At 63.1% G+C, this 15,259-nt stretch carries 18 protein-coding genes; 14 read left to right on the top strand and 4 right to left on the bottom strand.

Annotated elements, in window-relative coordinates; genetic code table 11:
* Genes IP79_RS10655 through IP79_RS10665 form a run of 3 tightly spaced genes read left to right on the top strand, consistent with a single transcriptional unit; the run spans position 1 to position 2,326 of the window.
* A complete protein-coding gene (locus IP79_RS10655) occupies positions 1 to 456 on the top strand; it encodes a RidA family protein (RefSeq protein WP_054119289.1) in 456 nt (151 codons plus the stop codon).
* Positions 453 to 1,193 (top strand): glycerophosphodiester phosphodiesterase family protein, encoded by a 741-nt coding sequence (locus IP79_RS10660; RefSeq protein WP_054119290.1) that lies wholly within the window; start codon positions 453 to 455, stop codon positions 1,191 to 1,193. The genes IP79_RS10655 and IP79_RS10660 overlap by 4 nt, the downstream gene beginning before the upstream one ends.
* Positions 1,190 to 2,326: a GNAT family N-acetyltransferase gene (locus IP79_RS10665; RefSeq protein WP_054119291.1), complete on the top strand. Its 1,137-nt coding sequence runs from the start codon at positions 1,190 to 1,192 to the stop codon at positions 2,324 to 2,326. The genes IP79_RS10660 and IP79_RS10665 overlap by 4 nt, the downstream gene beginning before the upstream one ends.
* On the opposite strand, the gene IP79_RS10670 is transcribed toward IP79_RS10665, so the two are convergent.
* Entirely contained in the window at positions 2,327 to 2,647 is a 321-nt protein-coding gene (locus IP79_RS10670) for a hypothetical protein (protein WP_054119292.1), read from the bottom strand. It abuts the gene before it with no gap.
* A gap of 271 nt (positions 2,648 to 2,918) precedes the next feature.
* On the opposite strand from IP79_RS10670, the gene dksA reads away from it, so the two are divergent.
* The 6 genes from dksA (at position 2,919) to IP79_RS15520 (ending at position 8,106) form a co-directional block, all read left to right on the top strand.
* Positions 2,919 to 3,377: an RNA polymerase-binding protein DksA gene (dksA, locus tag IP79_RS10675; RefSeq protein WP_054119293.1), complete on the top strand. Its 459-nt coding sequence runs from the start codon at positions 2,919 to 2,921 to the stop codon at positions 3,375 to 3,377.
* A 187-nt stretch (positions 3,378 to 3,564) separates the two neighbouring features.
* On the top strand, positions 3,565 to 3,942 hold the full coding sequence (locus tag IP79_RS10680; protein ID WP_054119294.1) for a PilZ domain-containing protein: 378 nt from the start codon (positions 3,565 to 3,567) through the stop codon (positions 3,940 to 3,942).
* 81 nt (positions 3,943 to 4,023) lie between these two features.
* The gene (locus IP79_RS10685) at positions 4,024 to 5,490 is read left to right on the top strand and encodes an ABC transporter substrate-binding protein (RefSeq protein WP_054119295.1); all 1,467 of its coding nucleotides are present in this window, start codon (positions 4,024 to 4,026) and stop codon (positions 5,488 to 5,490) included.
* A 5-nt stretch (positions 5,491 to 5,495) separates the two neighbouring features.
* Positions 5,496 to 5,924: a DUF4112 domain-containing protein gene (locus tag IP79_RS10690; protein ID WP_054119296.1), complete on the top strand. Its 429-nt coding sequence runs from the start codon at positions 5,496 to 5,498 to the stop codon at positions 5,922 to 5,924.
* A gap of 36 nt (positions 5,925 to 5,960) precedes the next feature.
* The gene (gene kynU / locus IP79_RS10695) at positions 5,961 to 7,199 is read left to right on the top strand and encodes a kynureninase (RefSeq protein WP_054119297.1); all 1,239 of its coding nucleotides are present in this window, start codon (positions 5,961 to 5,963) and stop codon (positions 7,197 to 7,199) included.
* A gap of 172 nt (positions 7,200 to 7,371) precedes the next feature.
* Complete coding sequence (locus tag IP79_RS15520) at positions 7,372 to 8,106, top strand: tetratricopeptide repeat protein (protein ID WP_156318295.1); 735 nt, start codon at positions 7,372 to 7,374, stop codon at positions 8,104 to 8,106.
* 76 nt (positions 8,107 to 8,182) lie between these two features.
* Here IP79_RS15520 and IP79_RS10705 read toward each other — a convergent pair whose 3' ends face one another.
* Positions 8,183 to 8,791: an HNH endonuclease gene (locus IP79_RS10705; protein WP_054119299.1), complete on the bottom strand. Its 609-nt coding sequence runs from the start codon at positions 8,789 to 8,791 to the stop codon at positions 8,183 to 8,185.
* 143 nt (positions 8,792 to 8,934) lie between these two features.
* Between IP79_RS10705 and gluQRS the strand changes: the two genes are divergently transcribed.
* The 4 genes from gluQRS to IP79_RS10725 all read left to right on the top strand — a co-directional run bounded on the left by gluQRS (position 8,935) and on the right by IP79_RS10725 (position 11,554).
* A complete protein-coding gene (gene gluQRS / locus IP79_RS10710; protein ID WP_233994175.1) occupies positions 8,935 to 9,777 on the top strand; it encodes a tRNA glutamyl-Q(34) synthetase GluQRS in 843 nt (280 codons plus the stop codon).
* A 24-nt stretch (positions 9,778 to 9,801) separates the two neighbouring features.
* On the top strand, positions 9,802 to 10,032 hold the full coding sequence (locus tag IP79_RS10715; RefSeq protein WP_054119300.1) for an HIG1 domain-containing protein: 231 nt from the start codon (positions 9,802 to 9,804) through the stop codon (positions 10,030 to 10,032).
* 12 nt (positions 10,033 to 10,044) lie between these two features.
* Complete coding sequence (locus tag IP79_RS10720) at positions 10,045 to 10,623, top strand: cob(I)yrinic acid a,c-diamide adenosyltransferase (protein ID WP_054119301.1); 579 nt, start codon at positions 10,045 to 10,047, stop codon at positions 10,621 to 10,623.
* Positions 10,624 to 10,684: 61 nt separating this feature from the next.
* Positions 10,685 to 11,554, top strand: coding sequence for a 3-hydroxyacyl-CoA dehydrogenase NAD-binding domain-containing protein (locus IP79_RS10725; protein ID WP_054119302.1), 870 nt, complete (start codon positions 10,685 to 10,687; stop codon positions 11,552 to 11,554).
* Between the two features lie 6 nt (positions 11,555 to 11,560).
* On the opposite strand, the gene IP79_RS10730 is transcribed toward IP79_RS10725, so the two are convergent.
* Entirely contained in the window at positions 11,561 to 11,938 is a 378-nt protein-coding gene (locus IP79_RS10730; protein WP_156318297.1) for a hypothetical protein, read from the bottom strand.
* Positions 11,939 to 12,117: 179 nt separating this feature from the next.
* Between IP79_RS10730 and IP79_RS10735 the strand changes: the two genes are divergently transcribed.
* Positions 12,118 to 12,513 (top strand): hypothetical protein, encoded by a 396-nt coding sequence (locus IP79_RS10735; RefSeq protein WP_054119304.1) that lies wholly within the window; start codon positions 12,118 to 12,120, stop codon positions 12,511 to 12,513.
* Positions 12,514 to 12,530: 17 nt separating this feature from the next.
* Here the strand turns inward: IP79_RS10735 and mutS are convergent, their stop codons facing one another.
* Positions 12,531 to 15,149 carry a DNA mismatch repair protein MutS gene (gene mutS / locus IP79_RS10740; RefSeq protein ID WP_054119423.1) on the bottom strand — a complete coding sequence of 873 codons (2,619 nt, stop codon included), beginning with the start codon at positions 15,147 to 15,149 and terminating at the stop codon, positions 12,531 to 12,533.
* Positions 15,150 to 15,259 lie beyond the last annotated feature (110 nt).

The raw sequence follows: 15,259 nt of genomic DNA on the forward strand, positions 1-15,259 counted from the left end.
ATGAGCTACACCGCCAAACTCGCCGAACTCGGTATCACCCTGCCCAAGGCCGCAGCGCCCGTTGCCAGTTATGTGCCGGTGGTGGTGCATGGCGGCTTTGCCCATATCTCCGGCCAGCTGCCCTTCGTCGATGGCGCAGTGGTCAAGGGCCGGTTGGGCGATGATGTCAGCGTCGCCGATGGTCAGGCTGCGGCGCGGGCCTGCGCACTGATGATCATTGCACAGCTTGATGCAGCAGGCTTGCTCGATAAGGTCGAGCGGATCGTGAAGATGGGCGCATTCATCAATTGCACCGCAGATTTCACCGATCAGCCCGAAGTTGCCAACGGCGCGTCCGATCTGATGGAGCAGGTGTTTGGCGATGCGGGCAAGCACGCCCGCGCTGCCGTTGGTGTTCCGGCGCTGCCCCGCGGCGCGGCGGTCGAGGTTGATGCGGTGGTCGCTCTGACTGCATGAGTGAACGCCGCGCTCCGGATTGGCTGACGCGTTACGAATATGCCCATCGCGGGTTGCACCGGGCCGATGGTTCGGGGCCTGTGCCGGAAAATTCGCTGGCGGCGGCAAAGGGCGCGATTGCGGCAGGCATGGGGATCGAATGCGATATCCAGCGCAGCCGCGATGATCACCCTATGGTGTTTCACGATTGGGATGCGGCGCGGTTGACGGGGGAGGCGGGGGCCACCGATCAGCGCACCGCGTCCGAGCTTGAACAGCTTTGTCTGCTCGGCACGGATCAGCACCCGTTCCCGCTTTCCGCCATGTTAGGCCTCGTGGCGGGACAGGTGCCGTTGCTGATCGAGATCAAGTCGCGTTCCGGTTATGATGTGGTTTCGACATGTGTTCATGTCAGCCGCCTGCTTGCGGATTATGCGGGCGATCATGCCGTGATGAGTTTTGATCCGCGTGTTGCCCGGTGGTTCCGCCGCCACGCACCGCAAACGCTGTGCGGACTTGTGATGCGCGAAGACGAACACGGCCAAACGCAGAAGGCGTGGCAGCGGCGATTGGCGCTGTGGATCGCAAAGCCCGATTTTCTTGCATACCATATCGCTGCATTACCCAGCCGCTGGGTGGCCGGTTTGCGTGCCAGGGGAATGCCGGTGCTGACCTGGACGGTGAACTCGCCTGAAACGCGGGCGCGGGCGCTGATCCATGCCGATGCGCTGATTGCCGAAGGGGCGGGGCTGGCATGAGCGCACCTGAACTGACCGTCCGCATCGCCCCATCCGTTGGTTCTTTCGACCGCGATGAATGGAATGCGCTGGGCGGGGATCGCAACCCTTTCGTCAGCCACGAATTCCTGACCGCGATGGAGGATTCAGGTTCTGTCGGCCCCGGCACCGGGTGGGAGCCTGCGCCGATTGCCGTCACCGATGATGCGGGCCGATTGCTGGCGGCGATGCCATCCTACGCCAAGGGGCACAGTCAGGGCGAATATGTGTTCGATCATGCCTGGGCCGATGCCTGGCACCGCGCGGGCGGGCGCTATTACCCCAAGCTCCAGATCGCCGCGCCGTTTACGCCTGCCACCGGCCCGCGCCTGCTGCTGAGTGATCCTGCCCTCGCCCCGCATTTGCTGAAGGGGGCCGAAGCAGTGTGTCTGCAAAACACCATGTCCTCCGCCCACGCGACCTTTATCGCGCCGGATCAATTGCCGCTGTTCGAAGCGGGCGGCTGGCTGCCGCGATCGGACATCCAGTTCCACTGGATCAACCGCGGCTATGCCAGCTTCGACGATTTTCTGGCCGCACTGTCATCGCGCAAGCGCAAGGATTTGCGCAAGGAGCGCGCGGCAGCGGTGGAGGGTCTGACCATCCGGCACCTTACCGGCGCGGATATCACCGAAGAACACTGGGATGCCTTCTGGGTGTTCTATCAGGATACGGGCGCACGCAAATGGGGCCAGCCCTATCTGACGCGGGAGGCTTTCAGCCTGCTGGGCCAGCGGATGGGGGACAGGATCATTCTGATCCTCGCCTATGATGGCGACACGCCGATTGCGGGCGCGCTCAATTTTGCGGGAAGCGATGCGCTTTATGGCCGGTACTGGGGCTGCACCCGCGAGGTGCGCTTCCTGCATTTCGAACTGTGTTATTATCAGGCGATCGACATCGCGATTGCCCGCGGCCTTGCCCGTGTGGAAGCGGGCGCGCAGGGCGGGCACAAGCTGGCACGCGGGTACGAACCGGTGCAGACATGGTCGGCCCACTGGATCGCCGATCCGGGCTTCCGCAGCGCGGTTGCCGATTTCCTCGAACAGGAACGTGCAGGCGTGGCGAGCGACCAGATGTATCTCGGCAGCCGCACCCCGTTCAGGAAAGAGTGATCAGGCAGCGCGCTGGCGACCTTCGGCGAGCCACTGGCGCGCGCGGCGCTGGGCTTCGGCGATTTCGCGGGCGGTCATTTCGTCGGACACGTCGGCGCGGCAGTGCGCGGCTTCTTCATGGCCGCGAACGGCTGCCAGGTTGAACCACTTGTGCGCTTCGATCAGATCGCAGGGCGCACCATTGCTGCCGGTCGAAAAGGCGACGCCCAGATCGAAGCAGGCCTCGGCTTGACCCTGCGCTGCTGCGGCCAGCCATGGCCCAAGCGCTGCTTCGCCCTGTGTTTCACGTGAAACATTCGTGCTGATTGCAATGATGTTCATGTCTTTAACCCCGTTGTCACCAGACCGCATCCAGCGGCCTTCCCGGCAACAGAACTCGGCTAACATGGTCAAAAATTGGTTAACGCCGCGATGACTTTCTGACGCGGTGAGGTTTGCCCCCATCTGATTGCCAAACCCGCTTGTGCGCATAGGGGGCCTTGCCTATAGGGCGCGCATTGCTTCAGCTTGCTGGGACCAGGCGAGCCAATGAAAATATTCAGGCGGCAGGACGCAATGGTCAGCCCAGCAGCTCACGGGATGAGAGAGCTTGATGCCTACTGCCGCTTCTGACGATATCGATATCCTCGAAAAGGCCAAACGCCTGATCGCACCGGACTATGTGCCGGGCGAGGACGAGGAATACATGAACGACCGCCAACAGGCCTATTTCCGGATGCTGCTGATCGAATGGAAACGTTCGATCCATTCCGCAGCCGGGCAAACCCTGCAGTCCTTGCAGGATGGCCCGATCCGCGAAGCCGATCTGACTGACCGGGCCTCCAGCGAAACCGACTGGGGGATCGAATTGCGCACCCGCGACCGGCAGCGCAAGCTCGTGTCCAAGATCGATTCCGCTCTGCGGCGAATTGATTCGGGCGAATATGGCTATTGCGAGGTTACGGGTGATCCGATTGGCCTGCGCCGCCTGATCGCACGGCCGGTTGCCACCATGACGGTAGAGGCACAGGAAGCCCACGAACGCCGCGAAAAGGTGTCCCGCGACGATTGATCGCAAAGGCTTGCGGTGCGACCTGTGCCGCGATGGGACGCAGTGGCACTCGGCGGGCAGTGAAGAGGTAATCTTTACGCCGCGTTAACTGCAAATGCAGCACCAGCAATAGCGCGCAACATCTTGGCAGGGTAATCCTGCTACCAGCGCACACGGACTATTTTGCAGTTTAGGAGGCAGACCTGACATGACGGGGGTTGAGACACGCAGCGTCGCGCGCGACAGCCTGTTCCTGTTGGCCGAAATTCGCGTTGAAAAGGACGCGGAAACCCACCGGGTCCGCGTTCGCAATCTGTCTGATGGCGGGATGATGGGCGAAGGCAACCTGCGCGTGCAGCGCGGCCACCGGCTGACCATCGAACTGCGCAATATCGGCGAAGTCGCCGGGTCGGTCGCCTGGGTTCAGGACAACCGCTTTGGCATCGCCTTCGACGAAGAAATCGATTCCCAGAAAGCCCGCCGCCCGCTTCAGGGTGGCGAAGATGTGCTGCTCGGGCCGATCGGGCCGTCGCGGGCACATCGCGCGCCGCCGCCGCCGCAGCCCAAGCTGTTGCGCAAGATCTGACCGCTCGCTGTTTGTGGCATTTCTGCCCTGAACGGATCGGGCAAGCTGACCACGGGCTTTCAACCTGCTAGGCCAATCGCGATGCGATTCTGGCTGCCTTTCCTTGCCGCACTGGCGTTATCATCCTGCGGGCCTTCGGGCGGCAGAGGGCCGGTCGAGGTCGCCGTGATCGGTGCAGAAGACAGCCTGTTCGAACAAGGCATTCGCCTGCCGCTCGCCGCGCAGCATTTGCGCGCCACGACCAACGAAGGACTGGTCGCGCTGGATCCCGCAGGCCAGGTCGTACCCGCCATTGCCGAGCGCTGGATCGTCACCGAAGACGGGATGAGCTATATCTTCCGCCTGCGCGACAGCACCTGGCCCGATGGCGAAGAGATCAGCGCTGCCGAGGTAAGCAACCTTCTGCGTCAGGCGATTGCGCGGCTTAAAGGGACATCATTGGCGCTCGATCTGGGCAAAGTGCGCGACGTGCGGGCGATGACCGGGCGGGTGGTCGAAGTGCGTCTGACATCGCCGATGCCGGATTTCCTGCGCGTGATGGCCCAGCCGGAACTGGGCTTTGTCAGGGATGACAGCGGTGCCGGACCGATGGTCATGTCTCGCGATGATCAAAGCGCGACAGCCCGGCTTGCGGCGCTACCGCCTGAGTCGCGCGGCTTGCCGGCCCGTGAAGACTGGCAGGAAGTCGCAAGGCCGGTCGGGGTGCGTGCGCTGTCTGCCAGTGAGGCAGTGGCAGCCTTTTCGCGGGGCGAGGTTGATCTGGTGCTGGGCGGCACGCTAGCAGATTTCCCCTTGGCCGAAGCCGGGCCCCTGTCACGCGGCACAGTGCAGGTTGATCCGACAATCGGGCTTTATGGCCTTGCTTTCCGGTCTGAAGAAGGCTTGCTCGCCGATCCGGCGCGGCGCGAGGCGCTGTCGATGGCGATTGATCGCAATGCCCTGATCCAGGCATTCGGTTTGAGCGGCTGGCGCGCAAGCAGCTGGATTGTGCCGCCGCAGATTTACACGGTTGCGCCCTATCCCGAAAGCCGCTGGGATGGTGTCTCCATCGATGAAAGGCGCCGCATTGCGGCCGACCGGATCGGGCAATGGAAGGACGAGACCGAAGGTGATGCTGTGGTGCGGGTTTCGCTGCCGCGCGGCCCCGGCAGCGATCTGCTGTTGCGGCAACTTACGGTGGCATGGGCGCAAGTCGGCGTCAGTGTCGAGCGCGCCGAGGCCGGGCAGCGCGCTGATCTGGAACTGCGCGATACTCTGGCCCGCTATGCCTCGCCGCGGTGGTTCCTCAACCAGTTCAACTGCCAGCTGAAGGCGAGCCTGTGTTCGCCCGATGCCGATGATCTGGTGCGCGGTTCCCTGACCGAGCGCGACGCGGCAGCGCGCGAACGGATGTTGATCGAAGCCCATGCGGCCCTGATCGAACGCGAGGTCTTCATTCCGCTGGGCGCGCCGGTGCGATGGTCGCTGGTGCGCGGGTCGATCCGCAATTACCTGCCCAATCCTTGGGGGCTGCACCCCTTGTTCCCGCTGTCACAACCCACCACATAACCGGAATGGACACGCACACGAACCGCCGACCCAACCCCGCGATCATCGGGCTGACACTGCCGACCGGAACCGATGCCGCATCGGTGCGTGCGCGGGTGATCATTATGGAAAGGCTGCTGGAACGCAGCCTGGTAATCCCCGGCATCAATGTGCCTGTGGGGCTTGATGCACTGGTCGGGCTGGTGCCGGTGCTGGGCGACGTTCTGACCGCCGCGATGGGCGCTTACATCGTCTGGGAAGCGCGCAACCTTGGCATGTCCAAGTGGAAGCTGGCGCGAATGGGCGCGAACGTGGTGTTCGATACCGTGCTCGGCGTGATCCCGCTGGTGGGCGACGCAGCCGATCTGATGTTCCGTTCGAACACCCGGAACCTCAAGCTGATCCTGAAGCATATCGACAAGCACCACCCCGAAGCGCGCATTATCGAGGGCTAGTTTCCCTCGCCGTCATGGCAGGCTAGAGGTGGGGGCATGACCCCTGAACAGCGTGCCCGCGAATTCGATGCTGCCGATCCTCTTTCGGGATATCGCGACCGGTTTACCTTGCCCGAAGGGATCATCTATCTCGACGGCAACTCGCTTGGCGCACTGCCGAAGGCGACGCCTGCTGCCGTGGCGCGGGTGGTGGAGCAGGAATGGGGCGGGGGGCTGATCCGGTCGTGGAACAGCCCGGATTTCGGCGGGGCCGGTTGGTTCGATGCTGCCAGCCGGATCGGCAGCAAGATCGCTCCGCTGGTGGGCGCGGCCCCGCACGAGGTGATTGCGTGCGATTCGACGTCTGTGAACCTGTTCAAGCTGATCGCCGCGGCGCTTTCCATGCGGCCCGGCCGCAAAGTGATCCTGTCCGAACCGGGCAATTTTCCGACCGATCTCTATATGATCGAAGGGCTGGAGCGGCAGGGGCTTGCAACACGGCGGCTGGCGGAGCGCGAAGGGCTGGTCAGGGCGCTCGATAGCGATGTGGCGCTGCTGCTGCTCACCCATGCCCATTACAAGACCGGCGAACTGCATGACATGGTGGCGCTAACCCGGACCGCGCACGAAGCAGGCGCGCTGGTGCTGTGGGATTTGTCGCATTCGACAGGGGCAGTGCCGGTTGACCTGAACGCGGTGGGTGCGGATTTCGCGGTGGGCTGCGGCTATAAATACCTGTGCGGCGGGCCGGGGGCGCCTGCTTTCGCTTACGTCGCCGAGCGGCATCATGCCAACCTTGCCCAACCGCTGACCGGTTGGTTCGGCCACGCCGCGCCATTCGCCTTCTCCGACGATTACGAGGGCGCGCCGGGTATCGAGCGGCTGTTGTGCGGCACTTCGCCAGTGCTGGGCCTCGCCGCGCTCGAGGTGGGCGTCGATCTGATCGCGGAAATCGGTGTGGGGCGGCTTTATGCGAAATCCCAGGCGCTGTCGGAGTTTTTCCTCGAATGCCTAGTGGCGCTGGATGTGCACCTCGATCTGGTCAGCCCGCCTGAAAGCGGCGCACGCGGCAGCCAGCTGTCGTTTCGGCATCCGCAGGCTTATGCAATATGCCAAGCCCTCATCGCCCGGGGCGTGATCGGCGATTTCCGCGATCCCGACGTGCTGCGGCTGGGCTTCGCACCTGCCTACCTGAGCTTTGCCGACATTGCCGCCGCGGCGCGGCATCTGGCCGAGGTGCTGGCGTCGGGCGAATGGCAGCGGGTGGAATTCGAAACGCGAGCGGCGGTGACGTGAAGGTTGATAAACTGAACTGAGAGGAGAGCTCATGCGAATGTTCGGGTACATGGGCTGCTGGGCAGCAGCGATTGCGAGCAGCGCTATCGCTTCAGGCGGAGGCGCTAGCGGGCCAGAGGCGACGGGTGCAGCGGCAGCTCAAGAATCTGGGTCCAAAGCTGCCGATGGAAACATGTCGTCGCCAGAGGATGCGGCAGCGCGAACGCCGATCATCGTTGAAGGCCGACGCGATGACCCGCCGCCTCGCGCCCAGACAGGATCACGGATTCCAAGCCAGCCGCTGTTCAAGGATCTCTCCGTATCTACCTCAACCGGCGTTGCGGGCCTTACTCCCGGTTCGGGAATGACGCCCGACGGCGATCGTGTTCACAAGCGAACAACCAGGTCTTGTTCCAGCAGCTCAAAGGATGTCGGCAAGCAGGCCTCCTGCCTTCTCCTGCAGGCCCAGGCCGCACGCTTGCAGAACGAAATTCCGGAAGCGACCGATATTTATCGTTTCCTTGTCAGTTCCGAGCAGTTCAATCCTGCCGAGCGTCTTGCCGGAGGGACCGAACTGCATAATCTGGCAAAATCGACCGGGAACGAGACGTTACGGGAAGAAGCACTGATCAGGCTGCTCGACAGCAAGGTCTTGGACGAGGTTCAACAAGCCTCAGCCCGGCGAACACTCGTCGACCTTGCATTGCAGCGCGGTGACAAGCCATTGGCGGTCGAACGCTTGGAACAGCATGTCGCCGATGAAGACGCTGATGCGCAGAGTGTCGCCAATCTCGCCATTCTGCGAAGAGAAAGCGGTGCGTCTGGTGCAACCGCGCTGATGCGGCGCGCCATTGATTCGATCACAGCTATTGGCGGAGACGTGCCTCAGGGCTGGCTGGATTTCGTTGCCGCCAATGCACCCGAGTGAGTCGACCTGATCGGTTTGACAAGCAACCAGCGAGAACATCGCAGGTGGACGCCTTGGTGGCAGTGAGCGGCAGCTTTCAAGCCTCCAGCTCGATGTCCCAATAGAGCCAATCACGCCAGGTTTCGTGCAAGAAGTTGGGCGGAAACAGCTTGCCGTGCTGCTGCAATTGCCAGCTGGTCGGGCGGATCGGGGTGCGGTGCACCGGCATGCCTGCCTGTTTGGGAGTGCGCCCGCCCTTTTTCATGTTGCACGGCGCGCAGGCGGTGATGATGTTTTCCCACGTGGTGCGCCCGCCCAGCCGGCGCGGGATCACGTGATCGAAGGTCAGATGATCGGTGCTGCCGCAATACTGGCACTGGAAGCGATCGCGCAGGAACAGGTTGAAGCGGGTGAAGGCGGGAAATTCGCTGTGCTTCACATATTGCCGCAGTGCGATCACGCTGGGGATTTTCATGTCAAAGCTGGGCGAATGCACTTCGCGTTCGTAGCTGGCGACAATGTCTACCCGGTCAAGGAACACCGCCTTGATTGCGGTCTGCCACGGCCACAGGCTGAGCGGGTAATAGGACAGCGGGGTGTAATCGGCGTTGAGCACCAGCGCCGGACACGCCGAAAGGTTGCGCGTCGGGTCTTCATCCGCGCCGCGAAAACGGGCTGCTCTTTCGATCAGTTCGGCATTGAACACGGTCTTGCGTTCCTCCCTGATTGACCTGCATCCTGACGTGGCAAACCAAAGAGTCAAACCCGTGACAGCGCGGCTATCCACAGGGGCAAACAGTTCAGAGGCTGTGGAGAGACTGTGGATGACGCAAGGATAAGTCCTGTGGCATGGGTCTGGCGATGCAGAATTGCACGCCTCTCGTCACCCGGTTCGCGCCCAGCCCCAATGGGCCGCTGCACCTTGGCCATGCCCTCAGCGCGATCATCGCCCATGATCTGGCCCGGGCGAGCGGGGGGCGTTTTCTGCTGCGGATCGAGGATATTGACGGGCCGCGTTCCCGCGCTGAGCTGGCTGACGACTTCCGCCGCGATCTGGAATGGCTGGGGCTGGAATGGGACGAGGTTCCCGCGCAATCCACCCGGCTTGAAAGCTATGCCGCCGCTGCCGAGGCCTTGCGGGCACGTGGATTGCTTTATCGCTGCGCTTGCACCCGCAAGCAGATCGAAGCGGCAGGAGCTGTGGCAGGCTCCGATGGACTGATCTACCCCGGCACCTGCAAACGCAACCCGCCCGATCCCGCGCACCCGGCGGCATGGCGGCTGGATGCAGACAAAGCAGGCACGCAAACCGGCGCGCTGGTATGGGAAGATGCGCTGGCGGGAAAGCAAGCGGTCGATCTGTCGGTTCATGGCGATGTTGTGCTGATGCGCAAGGATTTGCCCGCGAGCTATCACCTTGCCGTTACGCTGGATGATGCGGCAGACGGGGTGACGCTGGTAACACGCGGGGCCGATCTGTTTGCCGCCAGTCATGTCCACCGCACGCTGCAAGCCTTGCTCGGCCTGCCGGTTCCGCGTTGGCACCACCATCCGCTGTTGACCGATGCGACCGGACAAAAACTCTCCAAACGGCGCGGATCGCCCGCTCTTTCCGACCGGCGCGAGAGCGGCGAGGACGGGCGGATGCTTGCGCAGCAACTCAGGTTGCAACAATTGTCACTTGGAACCTGAGCGCCAAGCGTCCATTTAGTCACCATGAACTATGTCCTCGTGCCCGTATTGCTCGTCCTGATGGGACTGGTGGCCTTTTCGCTGATCAAGGGGATCATCGCGTTTCTCAAGACGACCAAAATCGATCTGGAAACGGGTGAGGGCGAAACCGCGACCGATATGCAGCTTGCCCAGAACAAGGCGATGTTCGCGCGGATCAAGTATCAGGCGCTGGCGATTGTCGTGGTCGCGATCATTCTTGCCGCTTCACGCTGAGTTTGCGCCGCGATGGTCAAGCTGAACCGTATTTACACCCGTACCGGTGATGACGGGACGACAGGACTCGTCGATGGGTCACGACTGCCCAAGCACGCCTTGCGCATGGAAGCGATCGGTGCGGTGGACGAAACCAATGCGGCGCTAGGTTTCGCCTTGCGCAAGCTCAGCGGTAAGCCCGCCGACGCAGTGTTCCGTATTCAGAACGATCTGTTCGATCTCGGCGCCGACCTTGCGACTCCGGCATCTGACGCCGACGCGGATTTCGCACCGTCAGAGATGGTGCTGCGCATCGTGGCGTCGCAGGTCAGTTGGCTGGAACAGCAGATTGATGTTTTGACCGGAGTGCTCGAGCCGCTCACCAGTTTCATCCTGCCGGGCGGTACGGAGGCGGCGGCGCGGTTGCATCTGGCGCGCACAGCGACGAGGCGGGCCGAACGGGCGATGACGGCGCTGGCGCAGGCCGCGCCGACCAATCCGGCGGCGCTGCAATACATCAACCGCCTGTCCGATTATCTTTTCGTTCTTGGCCGGGCTGCCAATAATGATGGCAAGGCGGACATAAAGTGGGTTCCAGGCGCCAACCGCTAGCCAAGCGCACCCTTCCTCGCTAGGGCCACACTAAATTGCTGCACTTGCGAAGGACAACACCATGCGCACCATCGCCGTCATCGGAGCCGGACAAATGGGCACCGGCATCGCCCAGACTGTCGCTGCCAACGGGATGACCGTGATGCTGGCCGATGTCGATCTGGCGCGGGCGGAAGCGGGCAAGGCCAATGTCGAGAAGGCGCTCGTCAAGTTGATGGGCCGCGGCAAGATCGAAGCGGCAGACGCCGAGGCGCTGCTTGCCCGGATCACCCCCGTCGCCGATTACGACCCGTTCGCCGGAGCCGACCTGATCATCGAAGCCGCGACCGAGCGTGAGGAGATCAAGAACGCGATCTTCGACAAGGCCGGCAAGGTGCTGAACACCGGCGCGATCATGGCGTCGAACACCTCGTCGATCCCCATCACTCGTATGGCCAACCATTCGCCAGACCCCGCGCGATTTATCGGGCTGCACTTTTTCAACCCGGTGCCGGTGATGGGGCTGATCGAGGTGATCCCCGGTCTTGCCACGGCGCAAGCCACGACCGACCGCGTCACGGCCTTTGCGCGCGGCCTCGGCAAGGAAGTGGTCTTGAGCCAGGACGAGCCGGGCTTTGTCGTCAACCGCATCCTGCTGCCGATGATCAACGAGGCAGTGTTCGTGCTCGGCCAGTCAACAGCCGGCATCGAGGATATCGACAAGGGCTGCCGCCTCGGTCTCAATCACCCGATGGGCCCGCTGCAACTGGCCGATTTTGTCGGGCTGGATACCTGCCTCGACATCATCAAGGTGCTCTATAAGACCACCCGCGACAGCAAATATCGCCCTGCGCCGTTGCTGGTGAAATATGTCGAGGCCGGTTGGCTGGGCCGCAAGACCGGGCGTGGATTTTACGATTATTCGGGCGAGGCACCCGTGCCCACGCGCTGAAACGCCCTAGTGCGGCTGGATGTCCGGCTCGCGGGCGATGATGACCGGCTGGCCGCTATCGCCTTCGGGCACAGGAATGCCTTCATTATCAGGCACGACCGGTTGCGGGCCGGGAATGATCGTTCCTGTCGGCAAGTTCTGCCTGTTGCCCGAAGCAGGAGCGCCCGCCGCGCCCGGGGCATAGTCACCGAAAACTGACGTGCTGCTGCCCCAGCCAGCATCAGAATCGGACGACGGCGCATCCCCCACGCTCTGCATGTCTGCATAGGCCTGCGCATCATTGGCAATTGGGTTGCGCTGCGCAGCGAACATTTTCGTCGTTCGATCAAGCACGCCTTCGTCTTCGGGCGTGCCCACCATCGACACTGCGCCGATGATCGTCATGCCGGCAAACAAAAGGGCTATTTTGCTGTTCTGAAAGACACTCTTGTGCATATCTGAAGGCCATAGCCGATGCGCGGTTAAAACTTGGTTCAAACGCCTTGACCCGATGCGCGACCGGACTGCCGTTCCGCTTGCAACATCCGGAGCTGAGGAGACTTTGCGTTCCAAGGAGAACAAAAATGTCCGATCACAATCAAGCTACCCCTGCCAGCGGCCGTCCCGAAGGACTGGCACCCGAGAACGATAATTCCGAACAGGATAAGCGCGGCGAGCAGGCTCAGGATGTCGCGGCCGAAGCGCGCGCTCCGGAAGGCCACAAGGCCGGTTCGACCGAGAGCCGCAAGGCGCCCTCGCCCGGTGTCGACAATATCGGCGGCAATGAAATCGACTTGGTCGAAAAGATGCGGCAGATGGAAAATAGCGGGATCATCGATAACGGCGCTTTCGCTGGAGAAGCCGATCACGATGACGAGCCGTCACGCTATCGCGACAGCGGGGAAGACTCGATCAATGCAGGCCCAGATGTCGACGCCGACGACGAAGGCGATGACCTGCATCTGACGAAAAACCCCTGATTGTGATGGAAGCGCGTTCAACCCTGCGATTTGGGCAGGCCGCGCTTCCATTCATACAGAAGATCAAGCGCTTCTCGCGGAGTCAGCGCGTCGAGATCGGCTGCACGCAGGTGTTCCGCAAGCTGTTGCTCGGGGGAGGCGGCGGGTTCAGGGCGTAATGCGGCGAACAGTGGCAGATCACCCAGGCCTGCGGCAATCCCACCCGATTGTTCGCGGGTCGCCTCCAGCTTGGCGAGCACAGCCTTGGCCCGCGCCACCACCGGCGCAGGCACACCGGCGAGCCGCGCCACAGCCAAGCCATAAGATCGATCCGCCGGGCCATCGGCGAGTTCATGCAGCAGGACCAGATCGCCCTGCCACTCACGTGCTCGCACATGGTGGAGCGACAATGCCTCGCAAGTGGAAGCGAGCCGCGCCAGTTCGTGATAGTGGGTGGCGAACAGGCAGCGGCAGCGGATAGTGGAATGCACCGCTTCGGCCACCGCCCAGGCGAGCGCCAGGCCGTCATAGGTCGATGTACCCCGCCCGACCTCGTCAAGAATCACGAAGCTGCGCGGGGATGCCTGTGCCAGGATCGCGGCAGTCTCTACCATCTCGACCATGAAGGTTGATCGCCCGCGCGCCAGATTGTCGGCAGCGCCCACACGGCTGAACAAGCGGTCGACGAGGCCGATACGGGCTGCCGAGGCGGGCACAAAGCACCCGGCCTGCGCCAGCAGCACGATCAGCGCGTTCTGACGCAGGAAGGTCGATTTGCCCCCCATGTTCGGCCCGCCAATCAGCCACAGCCGGTTGGACTCAGCAAGATTGCAATCATTGGCAACGAACCGATCCCCCGTCTTGGCGAGCGCGGCTTCGACCACCGGATGCCGCCCGCCTGCTATGGCCAGGCCTGCATCCTCGGTGATTTCGGGGCGGCACCAGTCGCCTTCCGCTGCGCGTTCAGCATTGGCTGCAGCCACATCGATCCGTGCGAGCGCCGCGGCGGTTGCAGCGATTGCTTCGCGCGCGGCAGTGACTTCGGCGACCAATTCCTCGAAATGCGCTTCTTCCGCGGCGAGAGCATGACCGCCAGCCTCGGCAATACGTCCCGCTTCCTCGTGCAACTTCAGTGAATTGAAGCGCACCGCATCTTTCATCGTCTGACGGTGGGTGAAGCCGCTATCGGGAGCCATCAGCCGGTCGGCATGGCGCGCGGAAACCTCGATGAAATAGCCGAGGACGCCATTGTGGCGGATCTTCAGCGTGGCGATGCCGGTCTCGTCACGATAGCGCGCCTCCATCGCGGCAATTGCGCGGCGCGCATCGCCCGATGTGGCGCGCAATTCATCTAGCGCAGCGTCATAGCCGTCGGCAATGAAGCCGCCACTGCTGCGCTCGGTCGGCGGGGAGGGCACCAGAGCGCGCGCCAACCAATCGGTCAGCGCTCCGTGGCCGGTCAGGCGATCAAGCAAGTTGTCCAGAAGTGCAGGGCGATCCGGCGCACCGCGCAGCCAGTGGTGCAGCCGCATTGCCTCGCTCAAACCATCGCGCAACTGGCCCAGATCACGGGGAGAGCCGCGCCCTGCTACAACCCGCCCAAGCGCACGGCCAAGATCGGGGATGGCGCGCAAGGCATCGCGCAACTGCGCGCGTTCAATCGGACGGTCGCGCCAGAATTGCACCAATGCCAGCCGCGCTTCGATCGCAGCGGCGTCGAGCAGGGGGGCGGAGAGGTCTTCGGCCAGCAGCCGCGATCCTGCGCCGCTGACGCAGCGATCTACCGCGCCGATCAGGCTTCCAGCGCGGCCGCCTGTTGTGCTTTCAAGGATTTCGAGGCTTGCCCGCGTTGCCTCGTCCATCGCCATGCCCGCTTCGCCAGCGCGCAATACCGGCGGCAGCAGCAGCGGCAGTGATCCGCGTCCGACATGGTCGAGATAGGCGATCAGCCCGCCCGCCGCCGCCAGCATGGCGCGGCTGAACGCACCGAAGGCGTCCAGCGTGGCAACCCCGTGCAGGGCGCGGAGCCGCTCGTTTCCGGCATCGCTGGCAAAGGTGCTGCGCGGGCGGACAATCGCTTCATCGCGGCCAGAGTCAAAAGCGTGCGCCCAATCCTCGGGCACAACCACTTCCCTGGGGGAGAGCCGTGCCAGCGCTGCGCCAAGCATTTCGGACACGCATTCTTCCAGCACCATCGTGCCGGTAGAAACATCGCAAGCGGCGATCCCGATCGTGCCGCGCAATTCCGCCAGCGCCACCAGCACATTGGCACGGCGTGGCTCCAGCAGAGCTTCTTCGGTCAGCGTGCCAGCAGTAACCAGCCGCACGATCGCGCGGCCTACCAGCGCCTTCGACGAAGGCGTGCCTTCCCGTTTGGCCCGCGCCTTGGCTTCATCCGGGGTTTCGATCTGCTCGGCAATTGCCACCCGGCATCCGGCCCGGATCAGTCGGGCGAGGTAGCTTTCCGCCGAATGCACCGGCACCCCGCACATCGGGATCGGCTGTCCCTGATGCTCGCCGCGAGTGGTGAGGGCGATGTCGAGGATTTGCGCCGCAGTGCGTGCATCTTCGAAGAACAGCTCGAAGAAATCGCCCATGCGGTAGAACAGCAGTGCATCGCCAGCTTCTGCTCGCAATGCGAGGTATTGCGCCATCATCGGGGTCGGTTTTTGATCGGAAGGCGCGGCCATGCCGACGGGCCTAGCCATGCCGGGGCCGATTCGGAATGTCTGCCCTTACGGCTTTCCCCGAAGTTGCGTCATTTCCG

It is taken from the genome of Porphyrobacter sp. AAP60 (assembly GCF_001296025.1).
In the GTDB taxonomy this organism is placed as follows: Bacteria; Pseudomonadota; Alphaproteobacteria; order Sphingomonadales; family Sphingomonadaceae; genus Erythrobacter.